The sequence below is a fragment of the Marinobacterium litorale DSM 23545 genome (genome assembly GCF_000428985.1).
Taxonomy (GTDB): Bacteria; Pseudomonadota; Gammaproteobacteria; order Pseudomonadales; family Balneatricaceae; genus Marinobacterium_D; species Marinobacterium_D litorale.
In genome coordinates this window covers 21,923-44,760 of the sequence record NZ_AUAZ01000023.1, presented here as the reverse complement: position 1 = coordinate 44,760, position 22,838 = coordinate 21,923, and the positions used below count along the sequence as shown (strand labels likewise).

The 22,838-nt window shown below is 58.0% G+C and carries 23 protein-coding genes; 12 read left to right on the top strand and 11 right to left on the bottom strand.

The genetic code is table 11. The annotated features are described in order from the left end of the window. Nucleotides 1-56 precede the first annotated feature (56 nt). Genes G403_RS0115910 through G403_RS0115895 form a run of 4 tightly spaced genes read right to left on the bottom strand, consistent with a single transcriptional unit; the run spans nt 57 to nt 4,831 of the window. On the bottom strand, nt 57-512 hold the full coding sequence (locus G403_RS0115910) for a DUF3237 domain-containing protein (protein WP_027854869.1): 456 nt from the start codon (nt 510-512) through the stop codon (nt 57-59). A gap of 10 nt (nt 513-522) precedes the next feature. Further along, complete coding sequence (locus tag G403_RS0115905; protein ID WP_245578362.1) at nt 523-1,869, bottom strand: sulfatase-like hydrolase/transferase; 1,347 nt, start codon at nt 1,867-1,869, stop codon at nt 523-525. Beyond that, a complete protein-coding gene (locus G403_RS0115900) occupies nt 1,836-3,779 on the bottom strand; it encodes a TRAP transporter permease (protein WP_027854867.1) in 1,944 nt (647 codons plus the stop codon). Before G403_RS0115900 ends, G403_RS0115905 begins: the two co-directional genes overlap by 34 nt. A gap of 59 nt (nt 3,780-3,838) precedes the next feature. After that, a complete protein-coding gene (locus G403_RS0115895; RefSeq protein ID WP_027854866.1) occupies nt 3,839-4,831 on the bottom strand; it encodes a TAXI family TRAP transporter solute-binding subunit in 993 nt (330 codons plus the stop codon). A gap of 128 nt (nt 4,832-4,959) precedes the next feature. Here G403_RS0115895 and G403_RS0115890 point away from each other — a divergent pair, with 128 nt between their 5' ends. Beyond that, nucleotides 4,960-5,889 (top strand): LysR family transcriptional regulator, encoded by a 930-nt coding sequence (locus G403_RS0115890; RefSeq protein ID WP_027854865.1) that lies wholly within the window; start codon nt 4,960-4,962, stop codon nt 5,887-5,889. A gap of 91 nt (nt 5,890-5,980) precedes the next feature. Here G403_RS0115890 and G403_RS0115885 read toward each other — a convergent pair whose 3' ends face one another. The 3 genes from G403_RS0115885 to G403_RS0115875 all read right to left on the bottom strand — a co-directional run bounded on the left by G403_RS0115885 (nt 5,981) and on the right by G403_RS0115875 (nt 9,195). Next, a complete protein-coding gene (locus tag G403_RS0115885; protein ID WP_027854864.1) occupies nt 5,981-6,973 on the bottom strand; it encodes an MBL fold metallo-hydrolase in 993 nt (330 codons plus the stop codon). Nucleotides 6,974-7,283: 310 nt separating this feature from the next. Beyond that, complete coding sequence (locus G403_RS0115880) at nt 7,284-8,303, bottom strand: TRAP transporter substrate-binding protein (RefSeq protein ID WP_027854863.1); 1,020 nt, start codon at nt 8,301-8,303, stop codon at nt 7,284-7,286. Nucleotides 8,304-8,424: 121 nt separating this feature from the next. Next, nucleotides 8,425-9,195, bottom strand: coding sequence for a class II aldolase/adducin family protein (locus G403_RS0115875; protein ID WP_156899725.1), 771 nt, complete (start codon nt 9,193-9,195; stop codon nt 8,425-8,427). Nucleotides 9,196-9,309: 114 nt separating this feature from the next. Here G403_RS0115875 and G403_RS23615 point away from each other — a divergent pair, with 114 nt between their 5' ends. The 4 genes from G403_RS23615 (at nt 9,310) to G403_RS0115855 (ending at nt 13,853) form a co-directional block, all read left to right on the top strand. Further along, nucleotides 9,310-10,266, top strand: a complete 957-nt coding sequence (locus G403_RS23615) for a LysR family transcriptional regulator (RefSeq protein ID WP_051299140.1) — start codon at nt 9,310-9,312, stop codon at nt 10,264-10,266. 198 nt (nt 10,267-10,464) lie between these two features. Then, nucleotides 10,465-11,391, top strand: coding sequence for a 3,4-dihydroxyphenylacetate 2,3-dioxygenase (gene hpaD / locus G403_RS0115865; protein ID WP_027854861.1), 927 nt, complete (start codon nt 10,465-10,467; stop codon nt 11,389-11,391). A 239-nt stretch (nt 11,392-11,630) separates the two neighbouring features. Continuing rightward, complete coding sequence (locus G403_RS0115860; protein ID WP_027854860.1) at nt 11,631-12,797, top strand: p-hydroxyphenylacetate 3-hydroxylase oxygenase component; 1,167 nt, start codon at nt 11,631-11,633, stop codon at nt 12,795-12,797. 126 nt (nt 12,798-12,923) lie between these two features. Then, nucleotides 12,924-13,853: a p-hydroxyphenylacetate 3-hydroxylase reductase component gene (locus tag G403_RS0115855; RefSeq protein WP_027854859.1), complete on the top strand. Its 930-nt coding sequence runs from the start codon at nt 12,924-12,926 to the stop codon at nt 13,851-13,853. A 128-nt stretch (nt 13,854-13,981) separates the two neighbouring features. On the opposite strand, the gene G403_RS0115850 is transcribed toward G403_RS0115855, so the two are convergent. Then, entirely contained in the window at nt 13,982-14,242 is a 261-nt protein-coding gene (locus G403_RS0115850) for a hypothetical protein (protein WP_036234149.1), read from the bottom strand. 143 nt (nt 14,243-14,385) lie between these two features. On the opposite strand from G403_RS0115850, the gene G403_RS23610 reads away from it, so the two are divergent. The 7 genes from G403_RS23610 to G403_RS23600 are packed head-to-tail and all read left to right on the top strand — an operon-like array spanning nt 14,386 to nt 20,643. Then, nucleotides 14,386-15,060: a thermostable hemolysin gene (locus tag G403_RS23610; RefSeq protein WP_051299138.1), complete on the top strand. Its 675-nt coding sequence runs from the start codon at nt 14,386-14,388 to the stop codon at nt 15,058-15,060. Next, complete coding sequence (locus G403_RS23605; protein WP_051299136.1) at nt 15,038-16,501, top strand: AMP-binding protein; 1,464 nt, start codon at nt 15,038-15,040, stop codon at nt 16,499-16,501. The genes G403_RS23610 and G403_RS23605 overlap by 23 nt, the downstream gene beginning before the upstream one ends. Continuing rightward, entirely contained in the window at nt 16,498-17,148 is a 651-nt protein-coding gene (locus G403_RS0115835) for an iron-containing redox enzyme family protein (protein WP_027854857.1), read from the top strand. Before G403_RS23605 ends, G403_RS0115835 begins: the two co-directional genes overlap by 4 nt. Before the next feature lie 9 nt (nt 17,149-17,157). Then, nucleotides 17,158-17,985 (top strand): SDR family oxidoreductase, encoded by an 828-nt coding sequence (locus G403_RS0115830; protein WP_027854856.1) that lies wholly within the window; start codon nt 17,158-17,160, stop codon nt 17,983-17,985. Beyond that, a complete protein-coding gene (locus tag G403_RS0115825) occupies nt 17,982-18,620 on the top strand; it encodes a tetratricopeptide repeat protein (protein WP_027854855.1) in 639 nt (212 codons plus the stop codon). Before G403_RS0115830 ends, G403_RS0115825 begins: the two co-directional genes overlap by 4 nt. 8 nt (nt 18,621-18,628) lie before the next feature. Next, nucleotides 18,629-19,294: a response regulator gene (locus G403_RS0115820; RefSeq protein WP_027854854.1), complete on the top strand. Its 666-nt coding sequence runs from the start codon at nt 18,629-18,631 to the stop codon at nt 19,292-19,294. Continuing rightward, nucleotides 19,291-20,643, top strand: coding sequence for an ATP-binding protein (locus G403_RS23600; protein WP_051299135.1), 1,353 nt, complete (start codon nt 19,291-19,293; stop codon nt 20,641-20,643). The genes G403_RS0115820 and G403_RS23600 overlap by 4 nt, the downstream gene beginning before the upstream one ends. Here G403_RS23600 and G403_RS0115810 read toward each other — a convergent pair. Genes G403_RS0115810 through phnN form a run of 3 tightly spaced genes read right to left on the bottom strand, consistent with a single transcriptional unit; the run spans nt 20,640 to nt 22,831 of the window. Continuing rightward, the gene (locus G403_RS0115810; protein WP_211232701.1) at nt 20,640-21,494 is read right to left on the bottom strand and encodes an EamA family transporter; all 855 of its coding nucleotides are present in this window, start codon (nt 21,492-21,494) and stop codon (nt 20,640-20,642) included. The genes G403_RS23600 and G403_RS0115810 overlap by 4 nt on opposite strands. Beyond that, nucleotides 21,484-22,254 (bottom strand): phosphonate metabolism protein PhnP, encoded by a 771-nt coding sequence (phnP, locus tag G403_RS0115805; RefSeq protein ID WP_027854852.1) that lies wholly within the window; start codon nt 22,252-22,254, stop codon nt 21,484-21,486. The genes G403_RS0115810 and phnP overlap by 11 nt, the downstream gene beginning before the upstream one ends. Beyond that, nucleotides 22,247-22,831, bottom strand: coding sequence for a ribose 1,5-bisphosphokinase (gene phnN, locus G403_RS0115800; protein WP_036234146.1), 585 nt, complete (start codon nt 22,829-22,831; stop codon nt 22,247-22,249). Before phnN ends, phnP begins: the two co-directional genes overlap by 8 nt. Nucleotides 22,832-22,838: the final 7 nt, after the last annotated feature.

Genomic DNA, 22,838 nt, shown 5'->3' with positions numbered 1-22,838 from the left:
CGACAACCGGTGCCGAGGACCAACTTTTAAATTATCGCGCAGGGAACAGGCGACAATTACAATACTTCAAACAGCTGCAGCTCCACCGCATCAGGCCGACGGATACCGGTACCGATAAACAACCGCTCGGTGATCCAGGACAGCGCCGGCGATTCCGTCTCGAACGACGGACAGCAGCGAAAGTAGATTTCGGCAGGATTCACCGGCTCGCCCCGGATCAGGCGCTGCGTTACTTCGGGCGTCGCAACACGGATCGCCCGGTTATGCACATAGATATGATCGCCGGCATCGGTCTCGATGACATAGCGGGCATCCAGATCGGCCATGCGCGGGGTCAGGATCAGCTGATGATCCGCCCCCCCGGCCAACACCCGGCCGGACCAGTCGCGCGCCTTAACGGTTCCACCCAGGATCGGGATCAGCCGGCGCTGGCCATGCTGCGCCTGGCCGATCTCCTGAGGACGGTCCACCTCAATCTTCAGTTCTGCGTAGTGTTCAAGTTCAGGATACATCTCGGACTCCTTAACGCTGCGGCATGTTGGCCGTGCTGTAGACCAGGCTCACGGTGGCATCGCTTGGGATCGGTGGCATCGTCTCGTTCCACGCCAGCCACTGGTTGCGCATCGCCTCCAGGCGTTGAGGCTGCACCCGGGCCTGGTTGGCGCGTTCACGGGCATCGTTGACGATGTTGAACAGATATTCGTGCTCATCGACCTTGAGGTACTTCCAGTCTCCCAGGCGCAGTGCGCGCTGGTCACGATGCTTCATGCGCCAGTAGAGCGGGCGCTCGAAGCGGTCGGTTTCGCCGGTCAACACCGGCATCAGAGAAACACCGTCGACCGGGTATTCCGGGTCGATCTCGCCGTTGCCGGCTTCGAGCAACGTGCGCGACCAGTCCATCGTCATGCAATGCTGCAGGCTGACGCTGCCGGGCTTGACCACTTTTGGCCAGCGAACGATCCAGGGCACACGAATGCCGCCCTCGGTCAGGTCCATCTTGCCGCCGACCAGCGGCCAGTTGTCGGAGAAGCGCTCACCGCCGTTGTCACTGGTGAAGACGATCAGCGTGTCCTCGGTCAGACCGTGCTCCTCAAGCGCCGCCATGATGCGCCCGATCCCCTCGTCCATGTGATGGATCATACGGCGGTAGGTGTGGATATTGCCGCCTTCGAGGTGGTACAGGGTGGTGATCTTCTCGGCCAGCGCCTCATCGTCACGGGTCTCCCACGGCCAGTGCGGCGCGGTATAATGCAGGCTCAGGAAGAACGGCTTGTCGTCCGCCGCACCGGCGCGACGGTGCACAAACTCGACGGCGCGGTCCGACAGCAGGTCGGTCAGATAGCCGATCTCTTCATGCTCCTCCTCGTTGATCCAGAGGTCATGATCACCCATGCCGCTGCGATGGCTGAAGTAATCCACACCGCCGGCCATAATGCCGTAGAACTCGTCGTAACCGGAGCGGCGCGGGCCAAAATGGGGTGGATAGCCCAGATGCCACTTTCCGATCAGGCTGGTGTAGTAGCCGGCCTTCTGCAGCTGCGACGGCAGCGTCGGGATGTGCGGTGGTAGCCCCAGGGTATCGCTGCCTTTGCTGCGGCTGTTGATCGGTTCTTCCAGCGCACCGCGCAGGCGGTACTGGTAGGCCATACTCATGAGAGCGAAACGGGTCGGCGAGCAGACCGGCGAGTTGGAATAGCCATCGAGGAACAGCATCCCCTCTGCGGCCAGCTGGTCGATGTTCGGTGACACTTGACCGAACTGGGCTTCACGGCCGCCATAGCAGCCCAAGTCCGCATAGCCCAGGTCATCCGCAACGATATAAATGATATTGGTCATCAGCCTGTTACCTTCATACAGTACATTTTGCAATCAGCGCGTCGGTGCCAGAGCACGGCAGCCACTGCCAGAGCGACACCGATCTGGTCCATGAACATGCCCGGCGCAAACAGGAAGCCGGCGGCCACCAGACGGACCAGAATTTCAGGGATTTTCAGCACCCGCTTGTCGAATCCGGTCAACGCCGTCGCCACCAACAGGATCCCGACCAGCAGCTTGGCCAGCAGCCACAGCCACGACAGCAGGACAAACTCCGCCCCGGCCTGTTCCACGGTCAGCAGCAGCGGGTTGAACGCGAACGTAAATGGAATCGCGAATATCATCACGCCCACCTTCGATGCCTGTACCGAGGTACCGATCGGACCACCACCGGAGATACTGGCGGCGGCAAAGGCTGCAATCGCCACCGGCGGTGTGATTGCCGATGCCACGGCAATGAAGAACACGAACATGTGCGCCGTCAGCGGCTCGAGACCCAACTGCTGCATCGCCGGAATCGCGATGGTCGCCACCGTGACGTAAGCCGGCAGCGTCGGCATACCCATGCCCAGCACGACACAACAGAACGCGGCGATCACCAGCGACAGCATCAGCGAATCGGTCACCAGACTGCTCAGCAGAATGCCGAATTTCAGCGGCACGCCCGTCACCGACAGTGCCGAGATCACGATGCTCACGGCGGCGATCGCCATCAGCAGTTGCGAGAAAGTCCTGCCGCCGGCACAGAGACTCTGGACCAGCTTGATCGGTTTCTCACGAACAGCCGGGTTGATGAAGCTGAGCGGGAACAGCAGCGCCAGTGCCGAAATTGATGCGCCCGACGGCGACAGTCCTGTGATCAGCAGCACGACGATCAGACCCAGCGGTACGAAAATCAGCAGCAGGTTCAGGTAATCCTGCCGGGTCGGCCGCTCGACACCGTTATCGCCTTCGTCACCGGTACGGATACCCAGACGACGGGATTCAAACACGATCATCGCGAACAGGCTGGCGTAGTAGGCGATTGCCGGCACCAGCACGGCGATGATAACGGTCAGGTAGCTGACGCCGACGAAGTCCGCCATCACCAGCGCGGCGGCACCCATGATCGGCGGCATGATCTGCCCCCCGGTGGAAGCGGCGGCCTCGACAGCGCCGGCAAAGTTGGGCGTGAAGCCACGGCGCTTGATCATCGGGATCGTCACGACGCCGGTGCCGACCACGTTACCAACGGCACTGCCGGAGACGGTGCCGAACAGGCCGGATGAGAGTACCGCAGCATGGGCCGGGCCGCCGGCCGTTCTACGCATCCACGAGAACGCAATGCGGATCATCGAATCACCGGCCCCGACACCCTCAAGCACGGCACCGAGAATGATGAACGGGAACACCGTGGTGATAACGATCGAGAAGGTACTCCCCAGGATGCCTGAGTCGAGACTGTATAGCAGGTTCTGCGCCAGCGTCTCGGTGACGCCGGTATTGATCGTCTGCAGCATGCCGGGCCAATGGTGTCCGGTCGCCATGTAGGCAATACCGAAGAGTCCGAGCAGCGCCACCGGTACGCCCCAGATACGCCAGCAGAAGAACAACGCCCCGGCCGATGCGATCAGCGCAATCCACATCTCGCGGGCACCGAACAGGAACATCGCCTCGTCGAGCTTGCTGCTGATTTGGTAGAACGACCACGCAGACCAGAGCATGCCGAGGGTAAAGATCGCCGCCATTGCCGACACCACCCGATGCGCGAGCGAGCCATCCGACTTGCGGAAAATGCCAAGCATCACGACAAGAGCGCAGAGCGCAAAGAAGGTGGCGCGGAAAAACACCATCTCGAACGGCCCGATACGGAAGTCACCGATCGCCGGCATCACGTTGGCCAGACCGTACAGGGTCACAGCCAGACTCAGGATCGCCATAAGCCAATAGAGAATGCGGTTGGAAACAACAGATAAGGAACTCATATCAACTCCCCCACACCGGAGGCCCAGAGGCCCCCGGCCGGTTCAGATGCACCGTGCGTTTATTCGCTCGGCGGCAACAGCTCTTCGGGAATCTCGATACCGACTTCCTTGTAGTAACGCACGGCACCGGGGTGCAGCGGTGCATTCACCTCTTCGAACGGTTCTGTGGTGACCAGTAGCGACAGCACCGGATTGGATTTCGACACCGCTTCGCGCTGTTCCATATAGGTTTTGGTGAGCTGATAGGCGACATCATCGGACAGTCCCTTACGGGCTGCCATCATCATCACCGTGCCCCAGCTGGTCACCGCCTCTTCGTTGGTCTGACCAGCGTAGGTGCCCGCCGGAATAACCACCTTGCGCAGCCCCCAGCCTTTCGGCGGCACCGAATCTTCCGGCAGCGAGAGCAGGAACATATCCCTCGACAGGCTGAGCTCCGTCAGCACCTGCGACCCCAAACCAAAGGCACCGATGTAGACGTCATACTGACCATCCTGAAAGCCCTGAGTAGCAGCACCCCAGGGGGCCTTGATAGGCAGGTACTGGTTCTCTTCCAGCCCCCCCTCTTTGATCAGCGCAGCCAGCTGTCGGTTTGCAGCGCCTGCCGGAGGACCGATGTAGATACGCTTTTGTTCTGCGTCAGCCCAGGTCTTGATGCCGGAATCGGCCCAGACGATCGGGTGGAACGGGCTACCGGGAATCGCGAACAGCGCCCGTACGTTTTTCGAGGAGGCGACCGCCTTATCCCCAAGGCCGGCATAGGGTCCAGCCCCGTTCGAGAGGGCATTGTAGGCCAGCGGCGGAACCAACGCCGTGTCAAGCGTGCCCTGTCCGATCTTTAGAAGGGACTTGGTCAGCGTCTGGTCCGTGATCAGCTGCAGGTCAATCCCGTCACGCGCCCAATGCGGCGCCATCGCCTGTGGGATCACGCCGAGCACACTGGAGGCGCCGGACGTTTCCATCGCTACCGGCGCTGCCTGAGCGATGTTAGCGGCAAGGGTTGCCGCGACGGCACAGACACTTTTACGCACCCATTTGGAAGAAATTTTCATATTGTCTCCGGTCTGTTTATTTTTTGTTATCGACAGTTTGCAATCTACGCACACCGTAATCATGTGTAAAATGAAGTTTTGTAAGCCCAAACGATCAAAAATGAATAAGTTGGTTTAGGGGGCCATCGATGGAAGCAAAACACCTGATGTACCTGGCAACGATTCTGGAAAAAGGCTCGATCAGCGCCGCCGCCGAGAATCTGGCCATCGCGCAGCCGACGCTGACGAGGGCCATGGCAACACTGGAGATGCAGGCCGGCGCACAGCTGTTTACCCGCAGCCGTTACGGCGTGAGCGCTACGCCGATCGGCGAGATCCTGGCACGGGAGGGTAAAGCGATCATTCGCACCCTGGAAATAGCCCGTGACCAGCTCTCTCGCTACCAATTCGGTTTGAATAAAGAGTTGCGCGTCGCCGCCGGACCACTCATCGGCCTGGCTGTGATCAGCGATATCATCGAACGGGTCATCGAAGAGTCGCCTAACACCGCCGTAACAATTCGCAGTGCGCGTCCAACGGTCGCGCTGGATGAACTGATGGATGACCAACACGATGTCGTCATCGCACCAGCACCCCACGACCGACCGATCAACGGTATTCTGCGCCAGCAGATCGCCGAGGATGTGATCGGCGTCTACTGCAGCCGCAACCACCCGCTGGCACAGAAGGAAAAGCTCAGTATCAGTGACTTCGAATCGGCCGACTGGCTCAGTCTGGGCCTGGCCAGCCCGTTCGAGCGTCAGGTATTGCAACTGTTGCAGTCAGGCGGTATCAAACGGGTCCGCACCAAAGTGGTGTTTAAAAACGATGCCGCGATGCTGATCAAGCTGCTGTCCCGGGGCCGACACCTGTCGGTGCTGCCTCGACTGCCATTGTCGGCGATCGGCCCCGACTATGGGTTGGTTGAGCTGAAAGTGGATCTGGGCGCCGTCGTACACCGCAATCTGTACCTGTGGGCCCGGGAGGAAGTCGTCGATCATCCAGCCTACAAGGTGTTTATTGACGTGGTCGCCAGGGTGTTCGCCGAACTGCATAGCGGAAAGAGGTTATCAGCCTGAGATAGAATCGACGAACAGATACGGAAAACGCCTTGAAGAGGCAGCTCACTGCAACAGCGCTGCCTCTTGGCACGAAATCCAAAATTTCACATCACTGCTTCAGGGTGGATAGCCGCTGCTGCGCATTACTGCGAAGCCTTTCGAGCTGCTCCAACAATGAGCTCTCTTTCAACAACGGATGTGGCTCCCCCGGCTTGCGATTCTGAATAGACTCAACCTGCTCGGTCAAGCCAGACGCAAATGAGTGAGCAGGGACGTGCACTCGAACGGGATTGTTCGTCGACTCCACCATCGCGTCGATACGATTCACGCTATCAATATAACTTTCAAGTTGCTTCGTATCATTAACGCCATTCAGACCCAAACCCCCAATGGTAATGGCGCGTATCTCCCGATCCCCATCCTTGACATCGTACACATAGGATGCGGTACCCCAAGTATGCCCAGGAGTCTCGTAGACCCTGAACTTAGTATCGCCGACCGTAAAGATGTCGCCATCTTTCGCGACTATATCGTGCTCATCCGGGACCGCTTTCATCTCCTCCATAAAGGGGATCTTCTTCGAGTGTTCCAGCGCCTCATCCCAGCCGGCCTGCGTCATGACGAACGGAGCGTTGGTCAAGGCTTTCAATCTATCGGCCCCTCCAACATGATCGAAATGACCATGCGTCATCAGCACCAGCTTCAGATCAGCCGGATCAACACCTATTTGCTGCATATTGCTGATCATAAGATCAAAGAAGGGTCCGTATGTTGTATCAATTAACACCGGACCGTCGCTGGTCTTGATGACCCAGGCATTAACCCAACAGATCCCCACATTATAAACATTATCGAATAGTTTATAAGGCTCTATCTGCTGCGCCTCAACACTGTTTAACCATTTACCGAAAGCCGGCGGCATCTTGCCGGTTTTCGCAAACTCTACAAAATTCTTCAGAATGACCGGCGAGGGACATCCCTCTATTTTGTCGGCTGAAGATGCACCCCCCCCAGACACAACGTCACCTGCAATAGCGGTGCCTGACATCACAGAGCACATCGAAAATGCCGCTATAAATTTGCTAATATTTTTTATTTTCATGGATTTTCTCTCTATTGAATGAAGTTGACCACGCAATACAGTAAATAAAATATTATTAATATAAAAAGTATCGTTTCACTGTGCGAATCAAAAAACTTTTAAAAATTTGTATATTATGAACAAGAGATATAAATCTAAGCCCGCTTTGAAATTCACGCGCACAAACAATCATCCTTTCACAGCATCAGCCAATCTTTTTAGTCATATCCGGCCTCCTGCTGATGTTACAGGTCGGGAATAGAGAGGGTTGGATTGAGGAAAGTAGATGGGGCGGGTGCATAGCCTGTATACACCCGCCGGGATGTGTCATTTACTGTCCGGAAACGAGCTCCCTGTACTTGTTAAGCGCCGCACGCGCATCGATACCGCGGTCTGCTACGGACTCGATCCACGCCTCATCCATGCCTTCGATCGCGTCATTGAACTGATCGACAAGCGGATCATTGGCGGTCAGGCGGACGATGGTTTTGCCCGAGTCCTGCGCTTCCTTGTAACCGGCCAGGTCCGCTGCCCCCCAGGCCTGTCCTGCCAGCTGGGAAAGCTTCGCCCCGGATACGCTCATGATCGCGTCCTGATCCTCCTTGCTCAGATCGTCGAACACATCGGGATTCATGAAGATGGTAAACGCCGTCGTGTACATCCCCTTGGGGAACATCGTCACATGGCTTGTTACTTCGCTTAAGCGCAGGAATTTTTGTTCCTGTAACGGCAGGAACACCCCTTCGACGATCCCCTGCTGCATCATCTCGTAGACCTTGGTCGCCGGTGCAGCCACCGGTGTCACGTGCAGGCGCTCGGCCAGTTCATTAACGACTCCGCCACCGACGCGAATCTTACGGTCCTTCAGGTCATCCAGGGAGTTGACCGGAAACTGCGTATGCAACTGACCCGGGCCGTGCACGAACATCCCCAGCACCTTCAGACCGACGAACTCATCCGCCGGTTCGAAGTACTCCTTGTAGACCTTCCACAGCGCGACGGAGCCCAACTCGGCATCGCCGGTTTCACCGGGAATCTCGGCGACACCCGGTAGCTGGAAGCGGCCAGGCAGGTAGCCGTTGACGCTGAAGCTGACATCGGTTACACCATCCTCGACCAGATTGAACAGAGTTTTCGGGTGGCCCGAGCCCTGCTCGATCTCCACCTTGACCCGCCCTTCGGTCGCCTCCTCAACCCACTTGGCCCAGGTCGGCCAGACCACCACATTCTGCGGATTGGTCGGCGGCAGCCAGGTGGTGACACGCAGTGTCGTTTCTGCCATCGCGGATGTGCACAGCAGGGTACCGGCTAAAGCACAGGCCCACTTCGATGCAGTTCTTATTGTTTTCATAGGTCCTCTCTTTTCTTATGGTTTGCTCTGTTCGGGTTTTATGTTCGGATTATGTATGTCGATGTCGCGCTACGGATGACACAGCGCCACAACCACATACCCTTATCATCACCACCTCATGTCATCGTTTGAATGACGGATCCTGACGTTCGACAAGCCGTTTCATCGCCGCAAACACATCTTCCCCGGCCCCAAACTTGGGATCGAAGTTCAATGAGTCTGCGGTACATTTCTTCAAGATTTCCTCTGGAATTTCACGCACTGCCCCCATCGCCATAGACGCCACCTGCACTTCGCAGGCACGCGTCACAAGCCACATCAACGCCAGTGCCTGCGACAGGTTGGCTCCGATCACCACCGGTCCGTGGTTGCGCAGCATCAGTACCGGTTTGTCACCCGCACTGTCGAGAATCCGTTGCCCCTCATCCATATGTACCGTGATCCCTTCGAACTCGTGGTAGGCAACCTTGTCGTAGAGCTGCGCGGCGTAGAAATTGCTGTAGGAGAGTCCCTCCTCCAGGCAGCACACCGCCAACGTCGGTGTGCTATGCACGTGCATCACGCAGTGCCCGTCGGGCACCCTGGCGTGGATAGCGCTATGGAAAGTGAACCCGGCCGGATTGATCGGCCAGTCGGAGTGACCAATGATGTTGCCATCGATGTCAATCTTGACCAGATTGGAGGCGGTCACCTCGCTGTAGTGCAGCCCGAACGGGTTTATCAGGAAATGTCCCGGTTCGCCGGGTACACGCAGGGAGATATGGTTGTAGATCGATTCGTCCCATTTCAGATAGGCGAAAATCCGATACATCGCCGCCAGATCGACCCGCGCACTCCACTCCGCTTCGCCGAATCTCGACGGACGTTCAAAGTAACGGTCTAAGTTTTCCATCATCGTCCTCGTTTGGTTTCGTTGCAGGTTAGTTAACATATTAAATACGTGCCGGCGCAACAAAAACCAAAATGATTATTGCCCCCTTCAATATATTTCCTATACCCTCAGAGGATGAATACCAAGCAGCTGATCTACTTCCTCAAAACCGCTGAACTGTGTAGCATTGCAGGGGCCGCCCGTGATCTCGGGGTGGCGCAACCGAGCATCAGTCTGCAGCTGGACAATCTGGAACATGAACTCGGCACGCAGCTGTTCGAGCGCGATTATCGCGGTGTAACGCTGACGGAGAGTGGGCAGCTGTTCCACACCCATGCCCAGTCGATCCTGCGTCAGGTCGAACAGGCCAAGCTGGATATCCGCCAGTCGGAAGAGGAGCCCAGCGGCCGCCTGGTGATCGGTATGACTCAGCCGATCGGCAATGTGGTTTCGGTACCACTGCTGACCCAGGTCGAACAGCACTACCCCAAGATCCAGCTCGACCTCTTCGCGGGTCTCTCCTACAGCCTGTCGCAGCAGCTGCTGGCCGGCGAGATCGATCTGGCAATCTCTTCACCGGATGGTAGTGACATGTCACGCCTGAGACGAGAAAAGCTGTTCCGTGAGCGGCTCTATCTGGCCATGGGTGCGGATCCCAAGCCGGACTGGCAACTGCCGCTACGATCACGCACGTGCCTGCGTTTTGCGGAGCTGGCCGATCATGAGGTGATCGTCACCGGCCGCCAGGATTCCCTCGGCTACCTGCTGCACCAGTACGAGCTGCAAACCGGCGTCAGCATCCGGCACAAACCCGCGTTTGGCCAGCTAATGACCACGCTACGATACGTTGCCGACGGTTACGGCCTGCTGCTCAGCCCCTCCTCCTCCTTCTATCACCTGGAAGGAGCCGGGCAAATTCATGCACTGGAGATTACCGATCCACCGCTCTGGCGTGACGTGTACATCACCACCGCGGCCGAGCGGCCAAAAACTGCCTTGATGCGGTCCGTTATCCCGCTGATTCACAAGGTGACTCGGGAGGAGTACCTGGCCGGACATTGGCGCGGACAGTTAACAACCGACGACGCGTGAAACTGCAGATTGCCCCGGGCCAATACATGCTGACACCCAACCGACAAAACCCCACCATTGAAAAGTACAATAGATAAACGTCTTTTTACATTTTCAACTGATACGACCGGTTTAATAATAATCCCAACTTGTGATCGCGCCCTGTTCACCGGGGCCAACGGTTGAGCGTTTGAGAATAAGTAGAAAGAGGTCACTATCATGGGAAAACTGGCACTGGTCGCGAAAATCACGCACGTCCCCTCCATGTACCTGTCGGAACTGGATGGCCCCCAGAAGGGCTGCCGTCAGGCCGCCATCGACGGCCACAAGGAGATCGGCCGCCGCTGCCGCGAGATGGGTGTGGATACCATCGTTGTCTTTGATACTCACTGGCTGGTTAACGCCAACTACCATATAAACTGCGCGCCCCACTGGGCCGGTAACTACACCAGTAACGAGCTGCCCCACTTCATTTCCAATATGGAGTTTGAATACGACGGTAACCCCGAGCTGGGTCGCATCCTGGCTGAGGAGTGCAACAGGCAGGGCGTCGAGACGCTGGCCCATGACAACACCACTCTGGATCCGGAGTACGGCACCCTGGTGCCCATGCGCTATATGAACGAAGACCGCCACTTCAAGGTAATCTCCGTATCGGCCATGTGCACCGTACACTACCTGAACGACTCTGCCCGGCTGGGCTGGGCCATGCGCAAGGCGGTGGAAGAGCACTACGACGGTACCGTGGCCTTCTTTGCCAGTGGTTCCCTGTCTCACCGCTTTGCACAGAACGGCCAGGCACCGGAATTTGCCAACAAAGTCTGGAGCCCGTTCCTGGAAACGCTGGATAACGAAGTAGTCGAGATGTGGAAACGGGGTGACTGGAAAACCTTCTGCGACATGCTGCCCGAGTACGCGGCCAAAGGCCACGGAGAGGGCTTTATGCACGATACCGCGATGATGCTGGGCGCGCTGGGGTGGTCTGACTACGACCAACCGGCTGAGATCGTCACCCCCTACTTCGGCAGCTCCGGCACCGGACAGATCAACGCTATCTTCCCGGTATCCGAGCAATCTGGTGCATCGGTACCTGGGCCCCAGGCTTCTGTTACCGATGAGTTTGCGCCAGGCTCAAGCCGCCTCTGAGTGTTCATCCCTATCATCTGTTGTCTACCTATTCGGCCCGCTGTATGCGGGCCGTTTTTTATCTGCAAGAGATACAAATAATACAGAAAAGTACAATAATTGAGATGATAATTACATTTCCTGCACACCCATCTCACGCAATACTTTCATCATTCAGAACGGACTCAGCTGCTGTCCAGCCCCCCCTGACTATCCGGCGGACGGACGACCAAAATAACGAGACGAAAGAGAGAATAACGATGACACAGCAAAACCCTATGCTGGAACGCCTCAAAGAGATTCTGCCTGCAATCCGCGCCAACGCCTCCAAGGCTGAAGAGCTGCGCATGGTTCCGCAGGAAAACATCGATATGCTCCATGGTATTCAGCTGAACCGCGCATTCCTGCCCAAGGCATACGGCGGTTTTGAGATGTCCCTGCCGGAGTTCACTGATTGCATCGCCGCGCTGGCCGGTGCCTGCTGCTCTACCGCCTGGGCTTACAGCCTGCTGTGCACGCACAACCACCAGATGGCCATGTTCAGTAAGGAAGCTCAGGAGGAGTTCTGGGGTGAAAACCCGGACGCCGTCGCCTCCAGCTCCATCGCCCCGTTCGGTAAGTACGAAGAGACTGAAGGCGGCATCATCTTCACCGGTGATATGAAGTGGAGCTCCGGCGTTGACCATGCAGACTGGATTATTGTCGGTCTGAACCGAATCGTTAACGATGAGAAGGTCTATAGCTTCGCAGTTATCCCCAAGAGCGAGTTCACCATCATCGATGACTGGTACTCTGTAGCGATGCAGGGCTCCGGCACCAAGACTGCTCATATCAAAGGCGTGTTTGTACCGGAGCATCGTATCCAGGCGGCCAAGGATATGATGGAAGGCCGCCATGCCGGTCGCCCGCTCTACCCGGACAGCAAGATCTTCCACACCCCCTACCGCCCCTACTTCGCCTGTGGTTTCGCCGCCATGAGCCTGGGTGTTGCCGAGCGCATGATCGAGGTCTACAAAGACCTGACCAAGAACCGCGTACGTGCCTATACCGGTGCCAAGGTTGACGGTTCTATTCCGCCGATCCTGCGCATTGCCGAGTCCTACCAGCAGGTCAGCGCGGCCCGTGCCTACCTGGAAAAAACCTGGCAGGAGCATAAAGAGTACGGTGAGCGTCATGAATACCCGGACCGTTACACCCTGGCGCACTGGCGCACCAACCAGGCCTACGCCATCAAGATGTGTGTTGAAGCGGTTAACCGTCTATGGGCAGTGATGGGGGCATCTAACTGGTATGTGGATCGCGAAGGCCAGCGCCTGTGGCGCGAGTCCAATATGACCGCGGCTCACGCTTACACCGACTACGACGTCTGTGCTCAGATTATCGGTCGCGAACTGCTGGGCCTGGAGCCGGATCCGTCCCTGCTCTAAGGCAACCATCCATCAAGGGGCCGTACCGTACTGGTGCTGTGCCCCTCTGCTCTTTTCTGCAAACCGATAACAACAGGCTTGACGCCGATCGAGCGTCGCCACCGTACCCAACACCCAGGAGCTGTCATGACGACCCAAACCGAATTTGACCCTAAAGCATTTCGCCGTGCGCTGGGCAACTTTGCGACTGGCATCACCGTAATAACCGCCACCGCCCCCAATGGCGAGCGCGTGGGCGTAACCGCCAACAGCTTTAATTCAGTCTCCCTTGATCCACCTTTGATTCTCTGGAGCATCGACAAGCGCTCCGGCAGCTTTAAAGTCTTCGAACAGGCCAGCCACTTTGCCGTGAATATCCTGGCCGCCGACCAGATCGACCTGTCCAACCACTTCGCCAAGCCCAGCGATGACAAGTTCGCCGGTATCGAGTTTGACGAGGGAGCCGGAGGTGCCGCGGTTTTGCGTGACTGCGCAGCCGTCTTTCAGTGCGAGAAATACGAAGTTGTCGAGGGTGGTGATCACTGGATCCTGATCGGCAAAGTGGTCGGCTTTGAGGATATCGGCCGTGCGCCGCTGCTGTATCATCAGGGCAGCTACTCTGCCGTGATCCCGCACCAGCGTTTCCCGGCCAAGGCTGAAGAGGAAGCCCCCGGTATCAAGGCGCTGGAAGGCCGCCTGAACAATAACTTTTATTACCTGATGACTCAGGCCGTTCGCGCCTATCAGGCCAACTACCAGCCGCTTCAGCTCTCCACCGGACTGCGTACCAGCGAAGCGCGCATGCTGATGGTGCTGGAACAGGATCGTCAGCTCTGCATCGACGACCTGCTTAAAGAGGTCAACATGCCCCGCGAGGAGATCCAGAACGCCGCCGAAATTCTGGAACGCAAAGGACTCGTCGCCCTGACCGATAACTGTTATCGCATTACTGCTAAAGGGATGGAGCAAGCCGCCAGCCTGTGGGAGCTCGCCGCCGAGGAGCAGGAAAAGGTATTCAGCCAGTTCTCTGACGATGAGCTTAACGCCTTTAGAAAGGTGCTGATGTCGATCATCTGAAGCCGATACGGCTCCGTACTTTCAGGGCGCGCTGTTGAAGCAGGTTGATATCGCCCCCTGACGAAAAAGGCCGCCCCTTCCCAGGAAGGATGGCGGCCTTCTGCTAACCCAGCCGGAGTGCCGGTGTCTTACATCGCGGTGGCATTCAACAGCATGCGCATCGCCTCTGCCAGCTTGCTCTCAGCTGCGCCATGATTCCCCGCCTTATGGGCGGCCAGCCCCTCTTCATGCAACTTCATAATTGTGGAGCGCTCTTGGTCACTAACCTCAATATTGGCCAGACCGTTTTCAATCGCCTTGGCATCCATCGGACAATGCGCCGCAAAAGCCGGTGCCGACAGCAGTATGCCGACTAATACGGTACTTGTTGCCGTTTTTAATCCGAACATAATCGACCTCCCAATTCGGGTAGATATGTTAACGGCTTGAGTATAGCCCAGAGAATTGAGGGCGCTCCGAAAAATACTTTTTCTCTTAAGGGTTCTTTAAGTTTCTCCCCTTAGCCTGCACGGGTATGAAAAGGAGCCCGTGCATGAACCGACCTTCAGTACTATCCGATACTTTCAGCGCCCTGGCGCTGCATGATGGCGATGCCCCGACCCGCCCGGGTATAGAACGTTTCATTCAAGAACGATTCGCCGCTGTACACGCGGCCCGGGTCCGTGACTTTCTGCCGACTCTGGTCAGCACCCACACCGCAAACCGGGAACTGCTGGCCGCCGCCGGTTTTCAGAAGGCAAGCGATGGGACACTGTTTTTGGAAAGCTACCTCAAGCGGCCCGTAGAGAACTGTGTCAGCACCGTTGCCGGGACGCCGGTCTCCCGCCGCCAGATCGTGGAGATTGGCAACCTGGCCACCGCCCGGACCGGTTCTACCCGCAAACTGATTATCCTGCTCGCTTTTTACTTCGCCCACCTCGAGCTGGACTGGGCGGTTCTGACCCTGACCCCGACATTGATCAACAGCTTTGCGCGTCTGGGGATCGAGTTGCATACGCTGGCAAAAGCCGAGGCCTCCAAGCTTTATCACAGCGGTAGCGACTGGGGACGTTACTACGACTGTAAACCGATGGTGGTCGCCGCCAATATCCCTCTCAGTACCGAACATTTACTGCAACGGGGACAATGCTCAACCTTGCTGCCCACACCTGTCACTACCATCCCTTCCGCTGGAACAAAGCATCATGACCCACTCTTTTTTCACTGACCTGCGGTGTCATGCCGAGAAGCACCCCGATCAGGCTGCCCTGATTGATTCCAACGGGGAGCTGAGCTGGAGCGAGATGCTTCAGCAGATTGATCGACTGGCTGATCGCCTGTCCGTTGAAGCGGGGCAACGGATCGCCCTGATGGCCGATAACAGTATCCATTGGATTCTCACCGATCTGGCAGTAGCGAAGCTGGGTCGGGTACTGGTGCCGCTTCCACTGTTCTTTTCCGACGCTCAGACCCGACACGTACTAGCCAGCGCGGGCATCGATACATTGATCACCGTGGAGTGCTCGGGCCCGGTCATATCGAGAATCAAACCGGCGAGCCAGCCGGCGCTGCACCCGGGTACGGCCAAAATCACATTTACATCCGGCACCACCGGCAGCCCCAAAGGCGTGTGCCTGAGTGTCGATAATCAGTTTAATCTGGCCTATGCCCTGCGTGACCGCCTTGCCGGCCTGAAGCTCAAATCCCATCTATGCGCGCTTCCCCTGGCCACGCTGTTGGAAAATGTGGCAGGGGTATACAGCGCCCTGCTGATGGGCGCCTGTGTTTACCTGCCCGAACTGGCATCACTGGGTTTCGGCGGATCCAGCCGACTGGATGTGGAGCCCTATTTTTCGACACTGCAAAGGCTGCAACCCGATTCGTTCATCACCCTGCCCCAGGTCCTGTCGCTGCTGACAGACCATATGGAGGCGAGCAGCCACTCACTGTCCAGCCTACGTTTTGTGGCTGTGGGCGGCGCGCGGGTCGGCACCAGTCTGCTGCGTCGGGCTCACGCCTGCGGACTTCCCGCCTACGAAGGCTATGGTCTATCCGAAGCAGGCTCCGTCGTCAGCCTGAACACCCCGGACCAACAGCGCCTGGGTAGTGCCGGTTATCCGCTGAGCCATGTCGGTATCGAAACCGATGGCAGCGGGGAGCTGATAATCCGCGGCAACACGATGCTCGGCTATCTGGGTAGTGAGCCGTGCGGCGAGCTGTTTCATACCGGCGATATCGGTTCCATCGGGCTCGATGGTCAGATCCAGATCTCCGGACGCTCCCGCAACGTGATTATCAACAGCTTTGGCCGCAACCTGTCGCCGGAGTGGATCGAGTCAGACTGGCTGGCCCGGCCCGGCGTGGAGCAGGCAGTTCTGTTTGGCGAAGCCCGCCCCTACAACGCACTGTTGATTCATGCCCCCACATTGACGGACACAGAGATTGAAAACTACCGAGACACGCTCAACCGTGACTTGCCCGACTATGCACAGGTTGGCGCCTGGTACCGTTTACCTGAACCACTAACCCCGGAGCAAGGGTTCTACACCCTGAATGGCCGCCCCCGCCGTGACCGGATTGCACAGCAGTTTGAGGCCGAAATCGACTCACTCTACCCCCCCCTTCTATCTACCCCTTTGAAATCTCTGTCGGGAGCTAACCGATCATGAACTTTTACCAGCATCTGCAACATGAAACCGAGGCTGCACGCCAGTACCTGCTGGACGCGCCGATCATCCAAGGCTGTCAGCTCGGTGAGATCACCCTCAACCAGTACACCGCCTTTCTGCATCAGGCCTATCATCACGTTAAACACACGCTGCCCCTGCTGATGGCCTGCGGTAGCCGGCTGCCACCCAGCCACGAATGGCTGCGCGAAGCGGTGGCGGAGTACATCGAAGAGGAAACCGGGCATCAGGAGTGGATTCTCGATGACCTGGTGGCCTGCGGTATAGACCGGGAAGCAGCCCGAAACAGCCAGCCGTCGATAGAAACCGAGCTGATGGTGGCCTACGCCTACGACATGATCCAGCGGGTCAACCCGGTGGGATTTTTCGGCATGGTCCAGGTGCTGGAAGGAACCAGCGTCAAGCTGGCTACACCGCTGTCACACATCATTCAGGACAAGCTTGGCCTGCCTGATAGCGCCTTCAGCTACCTGCGCTCCCACGGCTCCCTGGACCAGGACCATATCCAGTTTTTTGAAGGCTTGATGAACCGGATCGAGTCGAAACAGGAGCAGGCTCAGATTATCCACTGCGCGCGGGTGTTCTATCGGCTCTACGCCGATATCTTCCGTGCCCTGCCGACTGAGTAAGGAGTGACTATGGACTTTCAACATCGGTATGTTCTTATCACCGGGGCCTCCGGCGGTATCGGCACCGCTTTGGCGCTGGCCCTGGCTCAGGAAGGCGCCAACCTGCTGCTCCATGGGCGCAGCGAAACCAGGCTACCAGACCTTGCCGCTCGCTGCCTGCAAAACGGTGCATCCAGCGTAAAGACCTGCAGCGCGGATCTGAGCGAACAAGGGGACCGCATGAAACTGGTGAACTTCATTCACCGGGAGTTCAGCGCGTTCGATACCCTGATCAACAACGCCGGTATCAGCCGTTTTGAGCTGTTCGAACAGCAGTCGGCCGAGATGATCGAGCAACTGATCACCACCAATATCACGGCACCGATCCTGCTGACCCGTGCGCTGATGCCGCTGCTGATGGAGAACCGGGAACGCGCACCACGCATTCTCAATATCGGGTCCGCCTTCGGCGCCATCGGGTTCCCCGGCTACACCACCTACTGCGCCAGCAAGGGCGCACTGCGCCTGTTCAGTGAAGCCCTGGCCCGGGAGCTGAGTGATACTCCACTGAAAGTACAGTATCTCGCTCCCCGCGCCACTCGCACCTCTATCAACTCCACCCGAGCCCAGGCGATGCTGGAAGCCACCGGCTCGCAAAGCGACACGCCCGAGCGGGTGGCTCAAGCCGCCCTGGCCCAGCTTCGCTCCGGAAAGTCTCAGTCCGCCATCGGCTGGCCCGAACGGCTGCTGGTGCGGCTCAACGGCCTCAGGCCGGAGCTGATCAGTGCCGTATTGCGCAAACAACTCAGCAAGATTAAACCCCTGGCCAACACCGAGAGTACAGGAGCCGAATCATGAGTAAAGTTACTTCTTTGCTGACCCTGCTCATCCTAGCGCTACCGTTATTTACCGGTGTAACCCAAGCGGCATCCACCGATGAACTGCTGAGCGTTCAGCGTCAGTGGGCACAGATCCAGTACGATAGGCCGGAGAAGCAGCGCGAAGACGCATTCGCAAAGCTGGTCTCGACAATCGACGAAAAGCTCGATAAGAGCAATGATCAGGTGCAGTGGCTGATCTGGAAAGGGATCGTGCTAAGCTCTCAGGCGGGTGCCAGCGGGGGCTTGGGCGGCCTTAAACTGGCCAAACAGGCGCGTGAAGTTTTCGAGCAGGCGATCGCCATTGATCCGGCCGCGCTTGAGGGTTCCGCACTGACCAGTCTGGCAACGCTCTATCATGAGGTACCGGGCTGGCCGATCGGATTCGGTGATGAAGAAAAGGCTCAGGCACTGTTCAAGCAGGCTTTGGAGATCGCACCTGACAGCATGGATAACAACTATTTTTACGGCCGCTACCTGCTCGACCAGGGCGAGAATAAAAAGGGGCTGGAAGCCCTGCACCATGCCCTGCAGGCACCCGCCCGCGAATTGCGTCCCAGGGCAGACAGTGGCCGCCGTCAGGAGATTCAATCGTTGATCGAGCAGGCGGGTTAAGGAGTCCCATGCGTATCCTGATTGTGGAAGATGACACTCTGCTTGGCGAAGGTATCGCGGCGGCGCTCAACAAGGCGGGCGATACCGCCGACTGGGTCACCAATGCGGAAGATGCCTGGCATACCCTGAATCTGGAGCATTTCGACTGTGTACTACTGGATCTGGGCCTGCCCGGCATGGATGGGATAGAACTGCTCAGTACCCTGCGTAAAGCAGGAAAGGAGCTGCCCGTACTGATCCTCACCGCCCGGGATGCAGTGGAGGATCGTATCGCCGGTCTCGACGCCGGTGCCGATGATTACCTGCTCAAACCGTTCGATCTGGCCGAACTACGGGCTCGCTTGCGGGCCGTCACCCGCCGTTACAAGGGCTTCAGCGATACCCTGCTGAAGGTGGGCGGACTGTCTATCGATACCACAGGCCAGCAGGTGAGTTACTGTGGCCAAGGCGTTACGCTGTCCCGTCGTGAATATGGGCTGCTGCTGACCCTGGCCGAAAATGCCGGTCGTATTCTAGAACGGGGACGGCTGGAGGAGTCACTCTACGGCTGGGGCGCCGAGATCGAAAGCAACACCTTGGAGGTTCATATTCACCATCTACGTAAAAAGCTGGCCCCGGAACTGATCCGCACCGTGCGCGGGGTCGGTTACATGATCGCCAAGGCCCCCGCATGACCTCAATCAGCCGGGCACTGACGCTCAGCCTGCTGACGATTGGTCTGCTCTCCGGCCTCACGACCGCTTACCTGGCCTATGACTCTGCCATGGATGAAGCGGAGGAGTTGTTCGACGCTCAGATGGCACAGATGGCCCGGCTGATCCAGCAGTTGGCACCGCACGATACCAGTCTGGCCGCCGTGGTCGACCGGGAGCGCCACTGGGCTTTGGCTCACCCCTACGAAGAACAACTGGCCTACCGCATTCTGGATAACAACAGCCGCCCGTTGATCGCCTCCCCCAGCTTTCCACAATGGATAGAGCCCACTGCGACGCTGGGTTATCAAGACATGATCCACGGCACGGAGCGGTGGCGCATGTTTACGCTGGAGGGCCGGGAGGGACGCAACCATATCCAGGTGATTCAAAGCGACAATATGCGCGGTGAATTGGCCACTAAAATTGCCGCCACCAACACCCTGCCGATACTGATCTTCCTTCCCCTGCTCGGATTGGCGATCTGGTGGCAGGTCAAAAAGCACCTCAAACCGTTGGTCACGATCAGTGAGGAAGTCTCTGAGCGGGGATCGGGTCACCTGGAGCCATTACAGCTAAAGCAGGTGCCGAGGGAGATTAAAGGGCTGGTTGTCGCACTCAACGAGATGCTGCGTCGTTTAAAGCAGAGTTTCGAACGGGAGCGTCGGTTCACGGCTGATGCAGCTCATGAGCTGAGGACACCGCTGGCCGCGTTACAGATTCACTGTGAAAACCTGTGCCAGGAGCTTAGTGAACAGGGTGGTAGCAGCAGTGGTGATCAGATCCTGCGCGGACTCAAGCGGATGAACCGTGTGGTCGAGCAACTGCTCGAACTGAGCCGCCTGGACCCCCAGGATAAACTGCCGCAAACCGAAACGCTCAACCTTACCGCCCTGTGCCGTGAAACCATTGGTGAGCAGATCTACTTTGCGCTGGAGCGCAATATCGATCTGGGACTTAATGCCCCGGCGACCGATCTACAGGTTTCAGGCCACCCCCTCTACCTGAGTCTGCTGCTACGCAACCTGATCGACAACGCGATTCGCTACACCCCGGCCGGTGGTGAAGTGACCGTTGACCTCGACACCTGCGAAGCGGGAGTACGGATCAGCGTCATCGACAGCGGCCCGGGCCTGTCTGACGAAGAGAAAGCCCGCGTCTTCGAGCGCTTCTATCGCCAGTCCAACGCCGGTGATGGCAGCGGCCTGGGGCTCTCCATAGTGCGTCAAATCGCAGAATTGCATGGCAGCGATGTAGAGCTTCTGGACCGGGATGATGGTCAGTCCGGACTTAAAGTATCTGTTGTGCTAACCACACCCCACAGCGGCTAACCAAGCTTCAAACAAAGAATCCCCGCCAGAATAACCACCGCACCGATCAGTCTGCTTTTCCAGGCGGTGCGCTCATGAAAATAGAAGATAGAGATCAGGGCCGCGATTACGATACCGGCGTTGGAGTACGCCACCACCACCGCCGAAGGCAGGCTGCGCATGGCATAGACCACCAACGCATAGGCCAGACCCACACAAAGCCCGCCAATGGCCATGGGCCAGAGTCCAATCCGGGCCTCGGGCCACCAACGCCCCTCCTCCCTCCGATGCAGCAGCGTCAATGTAATCCAGGAGAGGAGATACCCCACCGAGACAAAGCCTATCACCGCACCCATATCCGGGAGCTGCTGAACGGCGGCTTTATCGCTCATGGAGTAGATACTGGTGCCGAACATGGCCAGGAATGCCCAGGGTAGAGCGCCCCGATCACCGCCGCCATCGGCGCTTCGTGCCATCACCAGAAGGCCCGCCACACTGATGGCGATACCCGCCCAGGCCGCCGTGGAGAGGCGCTCATCCAACAGAAGCAGGCTCCAGATCGCGATCAACAGCGGTGAGCTGCGCACCAGTGGATACACCAGTGCAGCCGGAGCCTGTCGATAGGCCTGACGCAGCCCGAGGAAATACACACTGTTCGCCACCGCTGAGGTACACAGCAACGCAACAAATTCCCCACTCCACTGAACCCGGGTAGCCAGCGACCAGAACCCCCAGGGGGCCAGCAGCACCAGGTGCGCCAGCAACACCCACCAGAGCGGCACTGCATGGGCTGGCTGATGCCGTGCGATCAGATTCCAGGTGACATGCATCGCCACCGAGAGGAGGATCGCCAGCTGGGCATCAAGCATCATGGCCAGGGCTCAACGTCAATCCGTCATGGGCGACAAACACGCCCTCCGGCAAGCTACCTCCCTGCTGCAGCCAGGTGTCCAGGCGGTGGCTGATATGGGTCAGCCATAATCGTCTGGGACCTGTTTCGTGCCAGATCGACAGGGCTGAATTCAGGTCATTGTGATTGCGGGGCGGCGTATCACGGGGCGGTTCACTGCAGTCCAGCACCAGCTCATCGGGCTGGTTCGCTTGCAGATACGCAAGTGTCCGATCCGGCAACCCAACGGTATCGGTCAGGTAGGCCAGACGCCAGTTACCTTTTCGTATCAAAAATCCCTGAGTAACCCGGGAATGGATCAGCGGCAGCGGGGTGACGCAAAAATCACCGAAGTCGATCTCGCGGAAGGGATCGCAAGGGGGCAGAAACTCGAACACACCCGGGTGCTTGTAAAGGTCATCCGCCCCCACCGGATCATCCGGTCGGTATACCGGGATTTTCCGCTCACATTCAGCCCAACGCAGCGGGAAAAGCCCCTGTACATGGTCCATGTGGAAATGGGTCAACAGCACACGCTCCATCTCTTCAAAGGAAAAGTGATCTGCCAGCTCGGTGATGCCTGCGTCAAGCAACGACACGCCATCGTTGGTACGGATCACTGCAGAAGCACTCTGCCTGCGCTGTGTGGGATCGCGCCGAGCCAGATCACACGCAGGACAATGGCAACCCCAAAGCGGCACCCCCCCGGCATTTCCCGTTCCCATAAACTGGAACTCAAGCATCCACCCGCGCTCCACTCTTTACCGGGCCAGTGTAACGCTGCACCAGTTGAGTCAGCTGCAGGACGCTCTGCTCCAGATCACCACTGTTATCGAGCAGCTCGGCCACCCCTGCCAGCTGTTGGCGGAACAGCCGGTTACGTTCCAGGCGCTCTTCGATCTGCTCTGCACTTTCCCGCCCCCGGGCGATCAGACGTGTCCTGAGCTGCTCCGGCTCAACGCAGATCAGTACAGGCACCAGCGCCGGACCAAAGCATTCTAGAGCCTCGTCGAGGTGCCCGCGCGATCCATTCACCAGCACCGAATGACCGGTTTGCAGCCAGTGTTCCACCTCACGCCCCACCGCATAACGGCAATCATTGGCACTCCAGTGCATCAGGAACAAACCGGATCTCAGGCGCTGATCGAACTCTTTCTCGGACAGCTCCACATGGTTCTCCCCCCCGGACTGCCAACAGCGGGTGATATACCGGTGGGCGAAGAGCAGCGGGCTGTGTCCGCCCAACCGCTCCCGAAGCCCTGTTATCAGAGAGTCCTTACCACTGCCCGAGGGCCCCATCAGGTAGAACAGGTGCGCCATGTTTGCC